Origin of the sequence: Phenylobacterium zucineum HLK1, assembly GCF_000017265.1 — a bacterium.
GTDB classification, from domain to species: domain Bacteria; phylum Pseudomonadota; class Alphaproteobacteria; order Caulobacterales; family Caulobacteraceae; genus Phenylobacterium; species Phenylobacterium zucineum.
Map to the genome: position 1 here is coordinate 3,348,893 of NC_011144.1, position 16,931 is coordinate 3,365,823.

Here is a 16,931-nt window from a genome sequence, read left to right on the forward strand (position 1 = left end):
GCCGGCCGATTGCGCGACGGCGGCGCCCGTCCCAGGATGCCGCCCGTGTCCAGCGCTTTCCTTGCAGATGTCCCGCCCCGGCCGCAAGCGGCCAGCGCCGGCTTCATCGCCGCGCTCGCGGTCGCGCAGGTGGGCGCCTTCCTCTCGTTCATGCCGCTGCTCACGATCCTCGCGCCGCTCAAGGCCTCGGCGATCGACCCCGGACAGAAGGCGTGGATCCTGGCCCAGGTCAGCTTCTGGGGGGCGCTGACCGCGGGCGCCTCGAACATCCTGGCCGGGGCGCTCAGCGATCGGACCCGCTCGCGCTTCGGGCGTCGCCGGCCCTGGATCGCGCTCGGCGCGGCGGGCACCGCCGGCTCCTATTTCGCGATCATGATGGCTGGGACCACCGGCGGGCTGGTGGCCTCGGTGCTGCTGTTCCAGCTGTGCCTGAACCTGATGTTCGGGCCGCTGCTGGCGCTGCTGGCCGACCGCGTGCCGACGGCCCAGCGCGGCCGCGCGGCGGCGTTCATCGGCCTGGCGCCGCCGGCCGGGGCGATGGCGGGCGCGCTGCTGGCGGGGATGGCCCTGCCGCAGGACGGCGTCCGCTACGGCGCTATCGCCGCCCTGCTGCTCGCCTCGGCCCTGCCCATCCTGCTGCTGGCGCGCGAAGCGCCCACCGGGCCGGGCCTGCTGCAGCTGAGCGGCCCGCCGCGGCTGAAGCGGAGGGCCGCCGCTGCCCCGCCCATGACCCGGGACTTCGCGGCCGCCTGGGCCTCGCGCCTGCTGATCCAGACCGCGATCACCATCGTGACGCTGTTCGCGCTGTTCAACATCCAGGACCGGGTCGCGCCGCCCGGCGGCCTCGCGCCCGAGGCCCTGCTGGCGCTCCTGGTGGTGGGCTCGAGCCTCGTGCAGGCCATCGCGGGCCTCGCCGGCGGTTTCCTCTCGGACCACCTCGCCCGCCGCAAGCCCTTCGTCCTCGCCGCCGGACTGCTGACGGCGGTGGCGTCACTCGCCCTGGCCTTCGGTCCCGACTGGCGGCTGATGGCCCTGGCCTTCGCCGTGTTCGGCGTCAGCTACGGCCTCTTCCAGGCGCTGGACGCGGCGCTGATCACCGAGGTGCTGCCCTCGGCGCGGGACGCCGGCGCCTACCTGGGCCTCAGCAACCTCGCCAACACCCTGCCGCAGATGATCGCGCCGCTGGCCGGGGCGGCGCTGCTGGAGGCCGCCCACGGCTACGCCTGGCTGTACGCCGCCGCCGCAGCGGCCGCCGCAGCGGGCGGCCTCGCCGTACTGGCCGTCCGCCGCGCGCGCTGAGGCGCTAGCGCGGGAGGGTCTTGGAGCCGGTGATCCGGAACTCCGCCTTCCCGCCAGCGACCTCGGGAAGTCCCGGCCGGGAGACCGGCTGGCCGCCGCCGACCCAGACCTCGACGCGGCCCGGCTCGACGCGCCGGTTTCCCTCGGCGTCCACCACGCTGAGCTGGCGGTCCTTGAGGGTGAAGCTGACCGGCCTGGTCTCCCCGCGCTTCAGGCCGATCCGCTGGAAGCCCTGCAGGGCGCGGATCGGGGTCCCGTCCCTGCCGGGATGCGAGACATAGAGCTGGACCACCTCCTCGCCGTCCATGCCGCCGGTGTTGGTCACCTGGGTCGTGACGGTGATCTCGCCATCGGCGGACACGCTGCGGGCGGACAGCTGCGGGGCCCCGTAGCTGAACCGCGTGTAGGATAGCCCGTAGCCGAAGGGATAGAGGACCTCGCCGCCGAAGTAGCGGTAGGTGCGGCCCTTCATGGCGTAGTCGGCGAACGGCGGCAGGTCGCCGGCCGAGCGGTAGAAGGTGACCGGCAGGCGGCCGGCCGGGCTGTAGTCGCCGGCCAGCAGCTGGGCGACGGCGTGCCCGCCCTCCCCGCCCGGATACCAGGCCTCGACGATGGCCGGCAGGTTGGCGTCGGCCCAGTTCACCGACAGCGCGCTGCCGTTCATCAGCACCAGGACGACCGGCTTGCCGGTGGCGTGGAGGCGTCTCAGCAGGTCCTGCTGCGGCGCCGGCAGGTCGAGGCTGGTGCGGTCGCCCCCGGCGAAGCCCGGAACCTGCAGCTTCATCTCCTCGCCCTCGACGCGGGCGGTGAGGCCGCCCACGAAGACCACCAGGTCGGCGGCCTTGGCTGCGGCCACGGCGTCGCTTCCGTCCTGGCCCGGCGGGCTCCAGATCAGCCGCTGACGGCCCTTCACCCCCCGCTGGAACCCCTCGACGCGGATCGGGTAGCGCTTGCCGGCCTCGAGCCGGATCGCGCCGTCGAGGATCGAGGGCGCATCGCCCACGCCCCACTCGTCCACCACCGGCTTGCCGTCGATGAAGACCCGGTAGCCGTTGTCGCTGGCGAAGCGGAACCGGTGCTCGCCGGTCCTGGTGGGGGTGATGTAGCCGGTCCAGCGGGCCGAGCTCTGGCGGTCGCCGGTCCAGTCGAAAGTCGCGTTGGCGACGGTGCGGGTCTCGACCGGCGCGCCCTCCAGCGCCACGCCTTCGAACACCTCCTGCTTCAGCCCCTTCGTGCGGCAGGCGGCGTCGGCGCAGAGCACCGCGTCCGGCACCGGCAGGGAAGCGGGACCCACGAGGCCCGTCCCCTCGGCGTAGACTACCTCGGCCTTCGGGAAGCGGGCGCGGATCCCGGCCAGCACCGTCACCGGGTTCGACGGCGTGCCGTAGTAGTTGCCGATCAGGGCGTCTACGCTGTCGGCGTTCGGCCCGACCACGGCGATGCGGCGCGGCTCGCCCTTCAGCGGCAGGACCCCGTCGTTCTTCAGCAGGGTCATCGAGGCCTTGGCCATCTCCAGCGACATGGCCCGGTGCTCGGGGGTGTCGTTCTGGGCGGCCGTGATCTTCGAGAACGGGACCTCGGCGGGCGGGTCGAACAGGCCAAGCCGGATGCGGTCGGCGAACAGGCGCACGAGCGCCCCGTCCAGCACGGTCTCGTCCAGCATCCCCTTGCGCACCGCCGAGACGGTCGCCTCGGCCTCGGTGTTCCAGTCGGCGCGGTAGTCGCCGCAGACGAGGTCCATGCCGGCGTTCAGCGCCCGCGTGATCCCCTCCTCCGGGGTCTTCACATAGGCGAGGCTGTCCTCGCGGTAGATGTTGGCCGCCGCGCCGCAGTCCGACACCACGTGGCCCGAGAAGCCCCAGTCCCGGCGCAGGCGCTGGTCCATCAGGTCCTCGCTGGCGCAGGCGGGCACGCCGTCCACGGCGTTGTAGGCGCACATGACCGCCTGGACCTTGCCCTCCGTGACCGCGGCGCGGAACGCCGGCAGGTAGGTGTCCTCCAGGTCGTAGGCGCTGGGGTGGACGTCCTCGCGGTGGCGGTTGGACTCCGGGCCCGAGTGCACCGCGTAGTGCTTGGCCGTGGCGATGGTCTTGAAGAAATTCGGGTCCTGGCCCTGCAGCCCGCGGATGAAGGCGACCCCCATCCGCCCCGTCAGGTACGGATCCTCGCCGTAGGTCTCCTGCCCCCGGCCCCAGCGCGGGTCGCGGAAGATGTTGATGTTGGGCGACCAGACGGTGAGCCCGCGGTACCAGTCCGTGCTCCCGTCCGGGTGGACGCGCTCGGCGTACTTGGCGCGGAACTCGGTGCCGATGACATCGGCGGTCCCGCGCATGCGGTCGACGTCCCAGGTGGCGGCCATGCCGATGGCCTGGGGGAAGACCGTGGCGATCCCGGCGCGGGCGACGCCGTGCAGCCCCTCGTTCCACCAGTTGTAGGCCGGCACGCCCAGGCGCGGGATGGCCGGCGCCGTGTGACCGATCTGGCGGGACTTCTCCTCCAGCGTCATGCGGGCGACGAGGTCGGCGGCGCGCCGTTCGGCCGGCAGGCGCGTGTCGCGGTAGGCCGGCTGGCCCTGTTCGGCCTGGGAGCCTTGAGGGGCCTGCGGGGCCGCCGGGGCCTGGGCGAGCGCGGGTTCGGCCAGCATCGCGGCCGCCGCGGCGGCGCACAGCATCCATCCTTTGCGGGTCATCGTTCCTCCCAACCCTTCTTCGTTAGGGCGACCGTAGCAGCGAAATGATAGCGCTACCAGCCCCTCCGGCAGTGCAGCGGCGAGGGAGGCGTCGATGCGGTTAGGCGGTGGGAAGTTGGAGCGGGTGAGGGGAATCGAACCCCTGACATTCAGCTTGGGAAGCTGACGTTCTACCTCTGAACTACACCCGCGCGCGGCCTCTGCGGCCGGGTCGATTGCCTTAGCCCGTCTTTGTGGCGGCCTCAAGCCGTTCACGCGGCGCTTCATGCGGGGCGGGGGCTGGCATAGGGTCCGCGCCATGTCCGAACCCATGACCTATGCGCGTTACCTCGCGCTCGACGAGCTGCTCGCGGCCCAGAAGCCGCTGAGCGACCGTCACGACGAACTGCTGTTCATCGTCATCCACCAGACCAAGGAGCTGTGGCTCAAGGAGATCATCCACGAAGTGAACCTGGCCAAGCGCCTGGTGGCCGCCGGCGACCTGGAGCCGGCCTACAAGGCCCTGGCGCGGGTCTCGCGCATCCAGACCATCATGACCCTGTCGTGGGACGTGCTGGCGACCATGACGCCCGCCGACTACCTGAGCTTCCGCGGGAGCCTGGGGACCAGCTCGGGCTTCCAGTCGCACCAGTTCCGCACGCTGGAGTACCTGCTGGGGCTGAAGGACGAGAGCTTCCTGCGCTTCCACGCCGAGCGCCCCGAGGCCCTGGCCGAGCTGACGGCGGCGCTGGAGGCGCCCAGCCTCTACGACGTGGCCATCGCCCAGCTTCCGAAGCACGGCCTGCCCGTGCCCGAGACGGTGCTGAACCGCGACTTCGCCAAGGCGTACGAGGCCACGCCCTCAGTGGAGGCGGCCTGGCTGGAGGTCTACCGCGACACGGCGAGGTACTGGGAGCTCTACCAACTGGCCGAGAAGCTGGTGGACCTGGACGACGCCCTGGTCACCTGGCGGCACAAGCACGTGCTGACCGTCGAGCGGATCATCGGCGGGCGGCCCGGCACCGGCGGGACCGAGGGGGTCGGCTACCTGGCCAAGACCCTGCGCCGGCGCTGCTTCCCCGAGCTGTGGTCCCTGAGGACCAGACTTTGACGGCTCGAAAGGACCTGTTCTCCCGCGCCCTGGCCGCAGATCCCGGGCGGCTGCACATGGCCGCCCACAGCCACCACCTGTGGCCCGACGCCACCTACGAGGCCCACATGCAGGCCTGGGAGGACGCCGCGCGCCTGGCCGACCGCAAGTGGGACCGGGCGCTAGGCGAGGTCTACCCGCAGGCCCAGGCGCTGGTGGCCCGGGAGCTGGCCCTGCCCTCGCCCGACAGCGTGGTCTTCGCGCCCAACACCCACACGCTGCTGGCGGTGCTGGTCTCGGCGATCGAGCGGCGGCCGGCGCGGGTGCTGGCCACCGACGGGGAGTTCCACTCGTTCCGGCGGCAGGCGGCGCGCTGGGCCGAGACCGGGGAGATCGAGCTGACCCTCGTGGCGGCCGAGGCGCCGGATTTCGCCGAGCGTTTCCTGGCCGCGGCGCGCGGCGGCGGCTTCGACCTGATCCTGGCCAGCCACGTCTTCTTCAAGAGCGGCTTCGTGTTCGACCGGGTGTGGGAGCTGGCCGAGCTGTCGAAGCCGGAAGGGCCCTGGGTGGTGGTGGACGGCTACCACGGCTTCCGGGCGATCCCGACGGACCTGTCCGCCGTCTCTGACCGGGTCTTCTACATCGCCGGCGGCTACAAGTACGCCATGGCCGGCGAAGGCGCGGCCTTCCTGCACGCCCCGCCGGGCTTCGCGCCGCGGCCGGCGCTGACCGGCTGGTACGCCGAGTTCGGCGACCTGGAGGGGCCGCCGGGCGGCGTCGGCTACGCCCGCGACGCCAGCCGGTTCCTGGGAGCCACCTTCGATCCCTCGGGCTTCTACCGGTTCGTGGCGGCCGGGCGGATGCTGGAGGCCGAGGGGCTGACCACGGCGGCGGTGGCCGACCACGTCGGCGGCCTGCAGGCGCGGCTGCTGGAGCGGATCGCCTCGGGGGCGGCCTCGGGGGCAGGCCGGCGGCTCGCGGAGGCGCAGGTGATCAATCCGCCGGACGGGCGGCCGCACGCCAGGTTCCTGGCCCTGCGCCACCCGCGGGCGCCGGCCTGGAAGCAGGCGCTGATGGAGAAAGGCGTGGTGACCGACGTGCGCGACGACGTGCTGCGGATCGGCCTCTCCGTCTACCACGACGCCGGGGACATCGACCGGGTCTGCGGGATCTGTGGAGAGGTGCTGGGGTAGCGCCGCCCCTCCTCCGAGGGACAGGACCCTGTGCGGCAGGGTGGCGGGGCTTGCCGGCGGGCGCGACGGACGGGGGCCAGCCCCCTCCACCGCTTCGCGGTCCCCCTCCCCCGATGGGGGAGGAGGGAGAGCCTGCTATCGCCGCTCGACGGTGACGCCGCGCTTCGCGAGCTCGGCCTGCACGCTGTCGGGGCCGACGAGATGGCCGGCGCCGACGGCCACGAAGCTGACGCCCGAGCCGGCGAGCTTCGCCTTCAGCTGGTCGGCCCAGTCGCGGTTGCGGCGGGCGGCGAGCGCCTCGTAGACCTCGGGGTGCTTCTCCCGCATCTCGGTGACGAATTCCCGCTCGAGCAGGTCGAGGTCGGCGTCGGCCCAGGCCTTGACCAGGGCGTCGAGCTTGGCGGGGCCCTCGTCCACCTCCTCCAGCGTGCTCTTCAGCATGGCCAGCTCGGTCTCGGGCGGCAGGCCGGCGAAGAAGCCGATCTGCTGCTCCAGCGTCTCCAGCCCCTCGACCGGCCGCCCCTTCGCCCTGGCCTCGGCGGTCAGCACCGTCTCCACCCCGCTGCCGACCCGGTAGCCGGCCTTGATCACCGGGGCGATCGACAGGGACATGGCGGCCAGCCACGGGCGCAGCGGCTCCAGCGCCTGGGGCGGCAGGCCCGCCGCGGCCGCCGCGGCCTCCAGCCGGGCCTGGTCCTGCGGCGACAGCTTGGACGACAGCGGACCGTCTGTGCTGACGCCGTACTTCAGGATCAGCGGCCGGGCGGCGGCCGGATCGTCGGCGCCCAGCACCTCGATCACCAGCTCGTCGCTCTCGGCCAGGGCCGCCTCGATCCCCGGCGTGCGCCAGGCGGTGTCGGGGCGCAGCACGTGCACCGTGCCGAACAGGTAGATGGTCGAGTCCGCGTCCCGGATCGCCCACAGGGCGGGCGCGGCGGCGGCGGGCGCGGCCAGGCCGGAAGCGAGCGCGGACGCGAGGGCGAGGGCGGCGGCGGTCCGGCGGGCGAGGCGATTCAGGCGGGCGAGCATCAGGTCCTTCGTCGGGGTTCAGGCGCCGCCGTCCTCGAAGATCGCCTCGATCGGCAGTCCGAAGACCCGGGCGATCCTGAAGGCCAGCGGCAGGCTGGGGTCGTACTTGCCGGTCTCGATGGCGTTGACGCTCTGGCGCGAGACGCCCAGCCGTTCGGCGAGGTCGCCCTGGCTCCAGTCGCGCTCGGCGCGCAGCACCTTCAGGCGATTCTTCATGGCAGCATCCTCGCGATGACCGCGTACGGCGGCGCGATCTGGGCGGCGGCGAACCCGGCGCAGAAGAGGCCGATCACCAGCGCCGAGGCGGCGAGCGTCAGGTTGGCGACCCGGTCGCTCATCGCATCCTCCACCACCAGATGGCCCAGGCGATGAAGAAGCCCACGAGCTGGGAGGCGAGGACGGCGATGGCGCCTGCCTGGACGAGAACCGCCGCGGGGGCGTCCGGCGCCACCCAGCCGCCGAGGGCGGGGTCGCGCATCGCCAGCGCCGTGACCGCGGCGAAGCCCAGGATGGCGCCGCTGCCGCTGCCCCAGAACCAGGCGGACTTCTGGGCCTCACGGGCCGCCTCGTCGATCTGGCGCCAATAGGCGAGGGTCAGCCAGACGGCGATCACCAGCGAGACGGCGAAGACGCCCCAGCGCAGCGCGGGCGAGAGCTCCAGCCCCGCGCCGCGGGCCAGAACGAGGCCGACGGCGAGGCCCATCAGGCCGAGGAGCCCAAGCTTGGGCAGGACGCCTCCGGGAAGAAGTTTCGACATAGCAAGTCTCCTTGTCTAGATGACAAGGAAGCACGACACTTCCCGCCTGTCAAGGATACGCGACATAAAGAGTGGCGTGCTTGACGGAAAAGCCTCAAGAGAGCGCCGGGGCGGCCCCTTGCCGCCCCGGCGGCTCCCGCCCCCGAAAGGCGGTCCTAAGCTCTCCGGCCGCCTACTCGCTCCAAACCTTGAAGTGCTTGGATAACTTCAGTCCCTGACGCTGGTAATGCGACCCGAGGTCGCCGTAGAGGCGCGTCGGGCGCTCGGTCAGCGGCTCGTACACCAGCCGGGCGACCGTCTGGCCGTCCTCCAGGATGAACGGCGTCTCGTGACTGCGCACCTCGAGCACGCCCTTCGAGCCCTTGCCGTGCGCCTCGTCGGTGCCGAAGCCCGGATCGAAGAAGCCGGCGTAGTGGACCCGGAACTCGCCCACCGACGGGTCGATGGGGGTCATCTCGGCCGCCTCCAGCACGGGGATCTCCACCGGCTGCTTGGACGCCAGGATGTAGAACTCGCCCGGATCGAGCAGCAGCTGGCCGTTGCGGGGGACCAGCGGCTCCCAGAAGTCGCGCGGGTCGTGGCCGTCCACGTGGTCGAGGTCGACGACGCCGGCGTGGCGGCGGCCGCGGAAGCCGGCGACCTCGCCGGTCAGATCGACGCCGACGCTCTCGATGCGCAGGCGCTCGGGGACGCCGGCCTTCAGCCGCAGCTGGTTCAGCCGCGTGCCGGTGCGCACCAGCACCGAGAAGGTCTGCGGCGCGATCTCGATGAAGGCGGGCCCGACGTAGCCCTCGGCCACGTCGTCGAAGGCGGCGCCGGCGTCGGTCAGCAGGCGGACGAACACGTCGACCCGGCCGGTGGAGCTCTTGGGATTGGCGCGCGCCGAGATCCCCGGCGGCAGCGCCAGCCGCTCCTGCAGCTCGGCGATGTAGACGCAGCCGCGCTCCAGCACCGCGCCGCGGGTGAGGTCCAACTCGTGCATGGCCACCTCGGCGATGCGCTCGCGCACCGTGTGGCGGCCGGGCAGGAACGAGGCCCGCACCCGCCAGACGCGGGCGCCCAGGCGCAGGTCCAGGCTCGCCGGCTGGACCTGGTCGGGATCGAAGGGGCTTTCAGAGACGATCGCGCCCTGCGCGATCAGGCTCTCGATGGACTGGCAGGGCAGGATGCCCGGGCGGTTGGCTTCGCTCATGGGCGGCGCAGACTTAGCCGAGAACGGCGATGTGGCAAGGGCGATGGCGCCGCTTGGCCGAAACCGGCCCTTGACCGCCCAGGCGCCGGGGCGTTCCTGCCCTCAGCTTTTTCGAAGAGGCGCTGGAGGCCGTGATGGCGGAGGACCCGCAGGATTGGGAGATCGAGACCCAGGCGGTGCGCGGCGGCCTCGCACGCACGCCCTACGGCGAGATCTCGGAAGCCCTCTTCCTGACCCAGAGCTTCGCCTACGAGTCGGCCGAGGCGGCCGACCGGCGCTTCTCGGGCGAGGAGCCCGGCTTCATCTACCAGCGCTTCGGCAACCCCACGACCGACATCTTCGAGCGCCGCCTGGCGCTGATCGAGGGCGCCGAGGCCTGCCGGGCGACCGCCTCGGGCATGGCGGCCGTGCAGCTTTCCCTGATGGGCCTGGTCCGCGCTGGCGACCACATTGTCGCGGGCCGGGCCCTGTTCGGCTCGTGCCGCTGGATCCTGTCGGAATGGATGCCGAGGTTCGGGGTCGAGACGACCTATGTGGACGCCACGGACCTCTCCGCCTGGAAGAACGCGGTGCGGCCGAACACCAGGGCGTTCCTGATCGAGAGCCCGGCGAACCCGCTGCTGGAGGTGACCGACATCGCCGGCGTGGCCCAGATCGCCCGGGAGGCCGGCGCGAAACTGGTGGTGGACAACGTCTTCGCCACGCCGGTCTTCCAGAAGCCGCTGGCGCTGGGCGCCGACGTGGTCGTCTATTCGGCGACCAAGCACATCGACGGCCAGGGACGGGTGCTGGGCGGGGCGATCCTCGGCTCGGCCGAGCTGATCACCGAGGCCTACAAGGACATGCATCGGCACACGGGCCCGGCCCTGTCGCCGTTCAACGCCTGGGTGCTGCTGAAGGGGCTGGAGACCATGGACCTGCGGGTCCGCCGCCAGACCGAGACCGCCGCGACGGTGGCCGACGCCGTCGCCGCCCACGCCAAGGCCCGCCAGGTGGTCTACTGCGGCAGGGACGACCACCCGCAGGCGGCCGTGATCGCCCGCCAGATGAGCGGCGGCGGCAACGTCATCGCCTTCGACCTCGGCAGCCGCGAGGCGGCGTGGCGGTTCCTGGACGCGCTGGAGATCGTCGACATCTCCAACAACCTGGGCGACGCCAAGTCGATGGCCACGCACCCCTCGACCACCACCCACCGCTCGATGCCCGAAGCCGAGCGCGAGGCCATCGGCCTGACGCAAGGCTGGGTGCGGATGAGCGTCGGCCTCGAAGGCGCCCGCGACCTCGTGCGCGACGTGACCCGGGCGCTGGACCGGGCCTAGGCCGCCGTCTCGAGGGACGCCGGCTCCACGGCGTAGACGCGCGAGCAGTACTCGCAGGTCACGTGGATCTTGCCGTCGGGCTCGACCATGCCCTCGCGGTCTTCGGCCGGGAACGACTTCAGCACCGTCTCGATGCGGCTCTGCGAGCAGCGGCAGAAGGCGCGGAGCATCTTCGAGCCGAACACCCGCACGCCGTCCTCGTGGAAGAGGCGCCAGAGCAGGGTGTTGGACGGCAGGTCGACGTCCAGCAGCTCCTCCTCGCCCAGGGTCTCGAAGAGGGCCTGGGTGCGCTCCCACGCCTCGATGGTCGAGCCGCGGGACTCGTCCTCGGCGATGTACTGGATGAGGAAGCCGCCGGCGCGCCAGGCCTGCCCGCCTTCGCCCGGGCCCTCGCCCGGGGCGGCCTGGCCCACGGCCAGCCGCACGCGGGTGGGCGTCTGCTCGGACTGGGCGAAATACTGCTCGGCGCACAGGGCCAGGGTCTCGCCCTCGATGGCGGTGATGCCCTGGTAGCGGTCCATGTCCGCGCCCTGGTCCACCGTCATCATGAAGACGCCGTCGCCCAGCAGGCTGCGGGCGCCCGGTCGCTGGAAGCCCTGGCTGGCGGCGGCGACCTCGTCGGCGTCGTAGCGGCAATAGCCGCGCAGGCCGCCGGAGGTGTCGTAGTCGGCGACCACGTAGCGCACGGCGCCCGAGCCGCGGGCCTCGACGATCAGCCGGCCGTCGAACTTCAGGTTCGAGCCCACCAGGGCGGCGAGCGCGCAGGCCTCGCCGAGCAGGTTCGCCACCGGCTCGGGGTAGTCGTGGCCGCGCAGGATCTCGTCGATCGCGGGCCCCATGCGGGCCACGCGGCCGCGCACGGGCTCGCCTTCGATCTGGAAGGCGCCGACCAGGTCGTCGGGAACGGGAGGATTGGACATGGGCGCCAATATAGGATGCGTCGCGCCGGTTGCGAGCGCGGCGCTCCGCCTCAGATCGCGCCGAAGCACCAGGCCAGGATTGACTTCTGGGCGTGGAGCCGGTTCTCGGCCTCGTCCCAGACCAGGCTCCTGGGCCCGTCGATCACCGAGTCCGTCACCTCCTCGCCGCGGTGGGCCGGCAGGCAGTGCAGGAACACGGCATCCTCGGCGGCCTCGTCCATCAGGGCGTCGTCCACCTGATAGGGCTCCAGCGCCTCGAAGCGCTCGTCGTGGTCGGTGTCGCCCATCGAGACCCAGGTGTCGGTGACGATGCAGTGCGCCCCCCGGACCGCCTCGCGCGGATCGGAGGTGGTCGTCACATGGCCCTGCTGCTCGGCGGCGCGGGCCAGGTCGACGAGGTCCGGGTGGTAGATGGCCGGGGTGGCGATGTTGAGCTTGAAGCCCAGCTTCGGCGCGGCGTGAATGAAGCTGGCGCAGACGTTGTTGCCGTCGCCGATCCACGCGAAGGTCCGGCCGTGGACCGAGCCGCGATGCTCCTCGAAGGTCATCAGGTCGGCCATGATCTGGCAGGGATGGCTCCTGTCCGACAGGCCGTTGATCACCGGAACCGACGACCAGTGGGCGAAGCGCTCGACGTCCTCGTGGACGTTCGAGCGGATCATCACCGCGTCGACCATCCGCGACAGCACCCGGGCGGTGTCCTCGATCGGCTCGCCGCGGCCGAGCTGCATATCGACGGCGTTCGAGATGATCACGTCGCCGCCCAGCTGGCGCATGGCCGCGTCGAACGAGAAGCGCGTCCGGGTGGAGTTCTTCTCGAAGATCATCGCCAGGGTCCGGCCGGCGGCGGGGCGATCCTCGTCGGGGCGGCCCTTGGGCCAGCCGGCGCGGGCCGCCTTGCGGGCCTTGGCGTCCTCGAGGATCGTCCGCAGCTCGGTCCCGTCGAGCTTCCACAGATCGATGAAGTGGCGGGGAGGCTGAACGCTCACGCTGCGGCCTCGGCGTTCCGGGCCTTGGCGCGGGCGGTCTCGCAGGCGCGCTCCAGCTTCTCGATCGCCTCGCGGGCCTCCTCGAAGGTGAGCGTCAGCGGCGGCAGCAGGCGCACGCAGTTGTCGCCGCCCCCGGCGATCAGCAGCTTCTCGTCACGGGCGTGCTGCATGAACTCGCGGTTCGGCGTGACGAGCTTCACCCCGATCAGCAGGCCCTTGCCGCGGATGTCGGCCACCACGTCGGGGTAGCGGTCCTTGAGCCCCGAGAGCTGCTGGCCGAAGTAGCCGGCGAGCTCGCGCACGTGCGCCAGGAGTTCGGGCTTCACCAGTTCCTCGACCGAGGCGATGCCCACCGCCATGGCCAGCGGGTTGCCGCCGTAGGTCGAGCCGTGGGAGCCGGGGGTCATGCCGCTGGCCGCCTCGGCCGTGGCCAGGCACGCGCCCACCGGGAAGCCGCCGCCCAGGGCCTTGGCCACCGCCATGATGTCGGGATCGGCCTGCCCGTCGGCCCACTCGTGGGCGAAGAGCTTGCCGCTCCGGCCCAGGCCGCACTGGATCTCGTCGTAGATCAGCAGGGTCCCGGTCTCGTCGCAGAGCCGGCGGATCTCCTTGAGCTGGGCCTCGGTCCAGTGCCGCGCCCCGCCCTCGCCCTGCACGGGCTCGAGCAGGATGGCCGCGGTGGTGGGGCCCACCAGCGCCTTCAGTCCTTCGAGGTCGCCGAACTTCGCCCCCACGAAGCCGGGGGGCGGCGGGCCGAAGCCTTCCACGTAGGACGGGTTGTTGGCGGCGAAGATGGCCGCGATCGTCCGGCCGTGGAACGAGCCGTCGAAGCCGATGATGTCGATGCGTTCAGGCTGGCCCTTCGCCCAGTGATACTTGCGCGCGGTCTTGATCGCGCACTCGATCGCCTCGGCGCCAGAATTGGTGAAGAAGGCCACGTCCGCGAAGGTGTTCCGCGTGAGCAGGTCGGCCAGCTTCTCCTGGTTCGGGATCCGGAAGATGTTGGAGGTGTGCCAGAGCTTGTCGGCCTGGTCCTTCAGCGCCTGGATCAGCCGCGGATGGCTGTGGCCGAGGGCGTTGACCGCGATGCCGGCCATGCAGTCCAGGTAGGCCTCGCCCTCGGCCGTGTAGAGGCGCGCGCCCTCGCCTCGCTCGAACGCCAGCGGGGCGCGCGCATAGACGCCCATGATGTGGTCGCTGGGGACGGGCGCGGCGGCTTGGCTCGCGGTCTTCTCGGACAAGGGAGGGGCCCTCCAAAACGGAAGCGTCCCCGCGCGTTCGCTGCGGGGACCGGAAGGCCTGGCCTTTTCGGCTTCGAACGCCGTGATGTCAATGATTTGGCTTCGGCGCCGTCCTGGAGACCGCCCACGCGATGGCGAGCCCCACGCCCACGTGCGCCGCCATGTCCGCCGCCGAGCGGGCGCCCTCCCATTTCGGGAACGCCCCGGGCCAGCGCAGCGGCAGCACCAGGCCGTACATCACCCCGTAGAGCCCCAGGCCGTAGACCGCCCCGCACGCGAGGGGGCGCCGGCGCAGGATCGGCAGGCGGGCGGCGGCGACCGCGTAGGTCCCCGCCATGGCCGTCGCAATGCCGAAGTGGGTGGCGATGCCCAGCGCCGCCGAGGCCCAGCCGTGGTCGCCGGCCGCCCGGCCCATCCAGCCCGAGGCGACGCCCTGCCAGACCTTGAGCACGCCGCGTCCGTCCAGGGCTCCGACGGCGCTGGCGTAGACGAGGTCCACGAGGCCGCCCGCGAGGGCCGCCGCGGCGATGCTCCGGCCCGGGAGCGGGGCGGGGTCCGGCCCCGCGGCGACGCTGGTCATGGGACGCCTCCTTGTCGGGGGTCAGGCTGGGCCGTGCGTGGCGGCCGCGCGAGCACGTTCCGATGACGGCGTCGCTCCCGGGCGGCGCCGGAGCCTGCTGGGCGTTTGACAGCGCGCGGGCGAAGGCGTGGTGTCGGGGGCGAGGCCTCGATGACCTACGTCCACCGGTTCCGCGACACACCCCATCCGCATCTGGCGTTCGGCCCTACGCGCGCCTGGGAGGGCCTGAGCGCCGTGCGCGTGCGCGCCAGTCCCGGCCGGCATCCGGGCGCGGCGAGCGGCGAGCACCGGCTGCTGTTCTACCTGACCTCGGACGTGCGGGCCGACTGCGCCTGCGAAGGCGTCGGCGGCGGCCGGGTGCTGGCCGCCGCGGACTTCGACCTCGTGCCGGCGGGCGCCTCGGGCGTCTGGGAGGACCACGGGCCCGTGGACTTCATCTCGGTCCGCCTCGCGCCGGCCGTGGTGGCCGAGGCCGCCGAGGCGCTGGGCGTTCCGGAGGCGCGGGCCGATCTCGCGCCGCGGCTTGGGGCCCGGGACCCGCTGGTGAGCCGCCTCGTCTTCGCCCTCGCCGCCGAGGTCGAGGCGCCCGAGGGGGCCTCGCGCCTCTACGCCGACAGTCTGGCGCTCGCCCTGGCCACGCGGCTGCTGCAGGAGGCCCCCGAGGCGCGCGGCGGCCGCCAGACCCTGTCCAAGCCGCAGCTGCGGCGCATCGTCGAGCACGTGGAGGCCAACCTGGAGGGCGAGCTGACCCTGGCCGGGATCGCCGCCGTGGCCGGCCTCAGCGTGCCGCACCTGACCAGCCTGTTCCGGCGGACCATGGGCCAGTCGGTCCACGCCTATGTCATGGAGCGACGGGTGTGCCGGGCCAGGGACCTGCTGCTGGCCGGCCGCACGAGCATCGCCGAGGTCGCCATCGAGAGCGGCTTCGCCCACCAGAGCCACCTCGCCCGCTGGACGCGCCGGCTGCTGGGCGTGACGCCGGGCGAACTGCTCAGGTCTTGATCTTGTAGCCGACGCTGAACAGCCGCAGGCAGGCGAAGCCGAGGCCGAAGACCAGCGCGGCGGTCATGACCGCGCCGACCCAGAGGTTGCTCTCGGCCTGGCCCACGAAGCCGTAGCGGAAGCCGTCGATCAGGTAGAAGAACGGGTTGTAGTGGCTGGCCGTGCGGAACGGCTCCGGCAGCCGCTCGACGAGGTAGAAGGTGCCCGACAGGAAGGTCATGGGCATGATCACGAAGTTGGTCACCGCGGCCATGTGGTCGAACTTCTCGCTCCACAGCCCGGCCATGATGCCGACGAACCCCATGATCAGCGCCGCGCCGACGCCGAAGTAGGCGATGGCCCAGGGATGGGCGACCGGCAGGCGCGCGAAGGGCAGCACCGCGGCCAGGCTGATCGCCCCGACCAGCACGCCGCGCGTGGCCGCGCCCGCGCCGAAGCCCACAACATGCTCGGCCGGCGTCAGCGGCGGGGTGAGGAAGTCGCCCATCAGCCCGTTGAACTTGGCCTGCAGCAGCGAGGACGAGGAGTTGGCGAACGCGTTGGAGAGGATCTGCATCATCACCAGGCCGGGGGCGACGAAGGTCCCGTAGTCGACGCCGTGCACCTCGCGCCCGCCGCCCACGGCGACCACGAACACCAGCATGTAGAGCAGCGCGGTGACGACCGGCGCGGCCAGGGTCTGCATGCCCACCTTCATGAAGCGGCGGACCTCGCGCAGGTACAGGGTCTTCAGCCCCTCCCAGTTCACGCCCGGATAGGCGCGGGGAGCGGGCGGCAGGGCGACTTCGGCGTCGGGCAGGTCTCGCATGGCGCAGACATGCGCGCTGCGGACCCGGGCCGCAAGGGTGCGACCGTCCGGCGCAGCAACGTCCTCTACATCTAGTTCCTGTGGACGAACGATAGGGCGCCTATTGTGGCTCTTAAGGAGTTGTTTACTACTGATAGTGGCTGGTGGGCGGCGAGAGAGCCGGGCGCCACAAGATGTTGAATCCCGAGGACGTGGGGACGTCCTCGGCCCTCTGGGTGGGAGGCGAGAGATGGGCTGGACCGACGAACGCGTCGAACTTCTGAAGAAGCTCTGGCAGGACGGCCTTTCGGCCAGCCAGATCGCCAAACAACTGGGCGGGGTGACCCGCAACGCGGTGATCGGCAAGGTGCACCGCCTGGGCCTCTCGGGCCGGGCGACGCCCTCGAAGCCGCAGCGCACGGTGTTCAAGGCGCCGCGGCCGGCCCGGGTGGCCACCGCGGCCCCGTCGGCTCCGCGCCGCATCGCCGAGCCGGCGGCGGCGGCCCCGGCGCCTGCGCCGGTCCGCTACGTGGACGAGGCCCCCGGCATGGCCACCGTGCTGACTCTGGGCGCCCACATGTGCAAGTGGCCGATCGGCGACCCGGCCCTCGACAACTTCACCTTCTGCGGCCGGCGCACGGACGAGGGCCCCTACTGCTGCGAGCACGCCCAGGTGGCCTACCAGCCGGCCCAGGCGAAGAAGAAGTCCGGCGCCGCCGAGCTCGCCCGCAGCCTGCGCCGCTACATCTGAGATCCGCGCGAACGCGCGGCCTGACCGATCCGTTGGGGATGGGGGGCGCGTCCGGCGCCGGGGCGGCCTCCGCCTCCGGCGCCGGACGCGCCCCTTTCCCATTCCGCCCCCGGC

17 protein-coding genes and 1 tRNA gene are annotated in these 16,931 nt (G+C 72.2%); 6 read left to right on the plus strand and 12 right to left on the minus strand.

Annotated elements, in window-relative coordinates; all coding sequences use genetic code 11:
* Positions 1–45 precede the first annotated feature (45 nt).
* Entirely contained in the window at positions 46–1,299 is a 1,254-nt protein-coding gene (locus tag PHZ_RS16255; protein ID WP_041374324.1) for an MFS transporter, read from the plus strand.
* Positions 1,300–1,303: 4 nt separating this feature from the next.
* Here PHZ_RS16255 and PHZ_RS16260 read toward each other — a convergent pair whose 3' ends face one another.
* The gene (locus tag PHZ_RS16260; protein ID WP_236611846.1) at positions 1,304–3,988 is read right to left on the minus strand and encodes a glycoside hydrolase family 3 protein; all 2,685 of its coding nucleotides are present in this window, start codon (positions 3,986–3,988) and stop codon (positions 1,304–1,306) included.
* 116 nt (positions 3,989–4,104) lie between these two features.
* Positions 4,105–4,179 (minus strand) — tRNA-Gly (locus PHZ_RS16265).
* Positions 4,180–4,286: 107 nt separating this feature from the next.
* Between PHZ_RS16265 and PHZ_RS16270 the strand changes: the two genes are divergently transcribed.
* Both PHZ_RS16270 and PHZ_RS16275 read left to right on the plus strand, forming a co-directional pair.
* Positions 4,287–5,078, plus strand: a complete 792-nt coding sequence (locus tag PHZ_RS16270) for a tryptophan 2,3-dioxygenase (RefSeq protein ID WP_012523477.1) — start codon at positions 4,287–4,289, stop codon at positions 5,076–5,078.
* On the plus strand, positions 5,054–6,250 hold the full coding sequence (locus PHZ_RS16275; protein ID WP_012523478.1) for a kynureninase/PvdN C-terminal domain-containing protein: 1,197 nt from the start codon (positions 5,054–5,056) through the stop codon (positions 6,248–6,250). Before PHZ_RS16270 ends, PHZ_RS16275 begins: the two co-directional genes overlap by 25 nt.
* Positions 6,251–6,385: 135 nt before the next feature.
* Here the strand turns inward: PHZ_RS16275 and PHZ_RS16280 are convergent, their stop codons facing one another.
* From PHZ_RS16280 to PHZ_RS16295, 5 genes are all read right to left on the minus strand, one after another.
* On the minus strand, positions 6,386–7,279 hold the full coding sequence (locus tag PHZ_RS16280; protein WP_012523479.1) for a TraB/GumN family protein: 894 nt from the start codon (positions 7,277–7,279) through the stop codon (positions 6,386–6,388).
* An 18-nt stretch (positions 7,280–7,297) separates the two neighbouring features.
* The gene (locus PHZ_RS16285; RefSeq protein WP_041373635.1) at positions 7,298–7,495 is read right to left on the minus strand and encodes a helix-turn-helix transcriptional regulator; all 198 of its coding nucleotides are present in this window, start codon (positions 7,493–7,495) and stop codon (positions 7,298–7,300) included.
* The gene (locus PHZ_RS23790) at positions 7,492–7,617 is read right to left on the minus strand and encodes a hypothetical protein (RefSeq protein WP_269079162.1); all 126 of its coding nucleotides are present in this window, start codon (positions 7,615–7,617) and stop codon (positions 7,492–7,494) included. Before PHZ_RS23790 ends, PHZ_RS16285 begins: the two co-directional genes overlap by 4 nt.
* Positions 7,614–8,036, minus strand: a complete 423-nt coding sequence (locus PHZ_RS16290; RefSeq protein ID WP_012523481.1) for a hypothetical protein — start codon at positions 8,034–8,036, stop codon at positions 7,614–7,616. Before PHZ_RS16290 ends, PHZ_RS23790 begins: the two co-directional genes overlap by 4 nt.
* 172 nt (positions 8,037–8,208) lie before the next feature.
* The gene (locus PHZ_RS16295) at positions 8,209–9,228 is read right to left on the minus strand and encodes a 2'-deoxycytidine 5'-triphosphate deaminase (RefSeq protein ID WP_012523482.1); all 1,020 of its coding nucleotides are present in this window, start codon (positions 9,226–9,228) and stop codon (positions 8,209–8,211) included.
* A 134-nt stretch (positions 9,229–9,362) separates the two neighbouring features.
* On the opposite strand from PHZ_RS16295, the gene metZ reads away from it, so the two are divergent.
* Positions 9,363–10,547, plus strand: coding sequence for an O-succinylhomoserine sulfhydrylase (gene metZ, locus PHZ_RS16300; protein WP_012523483.1), 1,185 nt, complete (start codon positions 9,363–9,365; stop codon positions 10,545–10,547).
* On the opposite strand, the gene PHZ_RS16305 is transcribed toward metZ, so the two are convergent.
* The 4 genes from PHZ_RS16305 to PHZ_RS16320 form a co-directional block, all read right to left on the minus strand.
* Positions 10,544–11,467 carry an Hsp33 family molecular chaperone gene (locus tag PHZ_RS16305; RefSeq protein ID WP_041373636.1) on the minus strand — a complete coding sequence of 308 codons (924 nt, stop codon included), beginning with the start codon at positions 11,465–11,467 and terminating at the stop codon, positions 10,544–10,546. The genes metZ and PHZ_RS16305 overlap by 4 nt on opposite strands.
* A gap of 50 nt (positions 11,468–11,517) precedes the next feature.
* Entirely contained in the window at positions 11,518–12,456 is a 939-nt protein-coding gene (argF, locus tag PHZ_RS16310; RefSeq protein WP_012523485.1) for an ornithine carbamoyltransferase, read from the minus strand.
* Positions 12,453–13,643 carry an aspartate aminotransferase family protein gene (locus tag PHZ_RS16315; protein ID WP_041374327.1) on the minus strand — a complete coding sequence of 397 codons (1,191 nt, stop codon included), beginning with the start codon at positions 13,641–13,643 and terminating at the stop codon, positions 12,453–12,455. Before PHZ_RS16315 ends, argF begins: the two co-directional genes overlap by 4 nt.
* 142 nt (positions 13,644–13,785) lie before the next feature.
* Complete coding sequence (locus PHZ_RS16320) at positions 13,786–14,277, minus strand: hypothetical protein (protein ID WP_012523487.1); 492 nt, start codon at positions 14,275–14,277, stop codon at positions 13,786–13,788.
* 150 nt (positions 14,278–14,427) lie between these two features.
* On the opposite strand from PHZ_RS16320, the gene PHZ_RS16325 reads away from it, so the two are divergent.
* Complete coding sequence (locus tag PHZ_RS16325; RefSeq protein ID WP_012523488.1) at positions 14,428–15,279, plus strand: helix-turn-helix transcriptional regulator; 852 nt, start codon at positions 14,428–14,430, stop codon at positions 15,277–15,279.
* On the opposite strand, the gene PHZ_RS16330 is transcribed toward PHZ_RS16325, so the two are convergent.
* Positions 15,269–16,087 (minus strand): ABC transporter permease, encoded by an 819-nt coding sequence (locus PHZ_RS16330; protein ID WP_012523489.1) that lies wholly within the window; start codon positions 16,085–16,087, stop codon positions 15,269–15,271. The two genes, PHZ_RS16325 and PHZ_RS16330, sit on opposite strands and share 11 nt — an antisense overlap.
* Positions 16,088–16,316: 229 nt before the next feature.
* On the opposite strand from PHZ_RS16330, the gene gcrA reads away from it, so the two are divergent.
* Positions 16,317–16,817: a cell cycle sigma 70 cofactor GcrA gene (gcrA, locus tag PHZ_RS16335; protein ID WP_041373637.1), complete on the plus strand. Its 501-nt coding sequence runs from the start codon at positions 16,317–16,319 to the stop codon at positions 16,815–16,817.
* The last annotated feature ends 114 nt before the right edge of the window (positions 16,818–16,931 follow it).

Excerpts from the sequence above, each read along its gene's own strand:
- PHZ_RS16260 (WP_236611846.1), bottom strand. The coding sequence starts at position 3,988 with ATGACCCGCAAAGGATGGATGCTGTGCGCCGCCGCGGCGGCCGCGATG.
- PHZ_RS16270 (WP_012523477.1), top strand. The coding sequence starts at position 4,287 with ATGTCCGAACCCATGACCTATGCGCGTTACCTCGCGCTCGACGAGCTG.
- PHZ_RS16280 (WP_012523479.1), bottom strand. The coding sequence starts at position 7,279 with ATGCTCGCCCGCCTGAATCGCCTCGCCCGCCGGACCGCCGCCGCCCTC.
- PHZ_RS16285 (WP_041373635.1), bottom strand. The coding sequence starts at position 7,495 with ATGAAGAATCGCCTGAAGGTGCTGCGCGCCGAGCGCGACTGGAGCCAG.
- PHZ_RS23790 (WP_269079162.1), bottom strand. The coding sequence starts at position 7,617 with ATGAGCGACCGGGTCGCCAACCTGACGCTCGCCGCCTCGGCGCTGGTG.
- PHZ_RS16290 (WP_012523481.1), bottom strand. The coding sequence starts at position 8,036 with ATGTCGAAACTTCTTCCCGGAGGCGTCCTGCCCAAGCTTGGGCTCCTC.
- PHZ_RS16295 (WP_012523482.1), bottom strand. The coding sequence starts at position 9,228 with ATGAGCGAAGCCAACCGCCCGGGCATCCTGCCCTGCCAGTCCATCGAG.
- metZ (WP_012523483.1), top strand. The coding sequence starts at position 9,363 with ATGGCGGAGGACCCGCAGGATTGGGAGATCGAGACCCAGGCGGTGCGC.
- PHZ_RS16305 (WP_041373636.1), bottom strand. The coding sequence starts at position 11,467 with ATGTCCAATCCTCCCGTTCCCGACGACCTGGTCGGCGCCTTCCAGATC.
- PHZ_RS16315 (WP_041374327.1), bottom strand. The coding sequence starts at position 13,643 with ATGGGCGTCTATGCGCGCGCCCCGCTGGCGTTCGAGCGAGGCGAGGGC.
- PHZ_RS16320 (WP_012523487.1), bottom strand. The coding sequence starts at position 14,277 with ATGACCAGCGTCGCCGCGGGGCCGGACCCCGCCCCGCTCCCGGGCCGG.
- PHZ_RS16325 (WP_012523488.1), top strand. The coding sequence starts at position 14,428 with ATGACCTACGTCCACCGGTTCCGCGACACACCCCATCCGCATCTGGCG.
- PHZ_RS16330 (WP_012523489.1), bottom strand. The coding sequence starts at position 16,087 with ATGCGAGACCTGCCCGACGCCGAAGTCGCCCTGCCGCCCGCTCCCCGC.
- gcrA (WP_041373637.1), top strand. The coding sequence starts at position 16,317 with ATGGGCTGGACCGACGAACGCGTCGAACTTCTGAAGAAGCTCTGGCAG.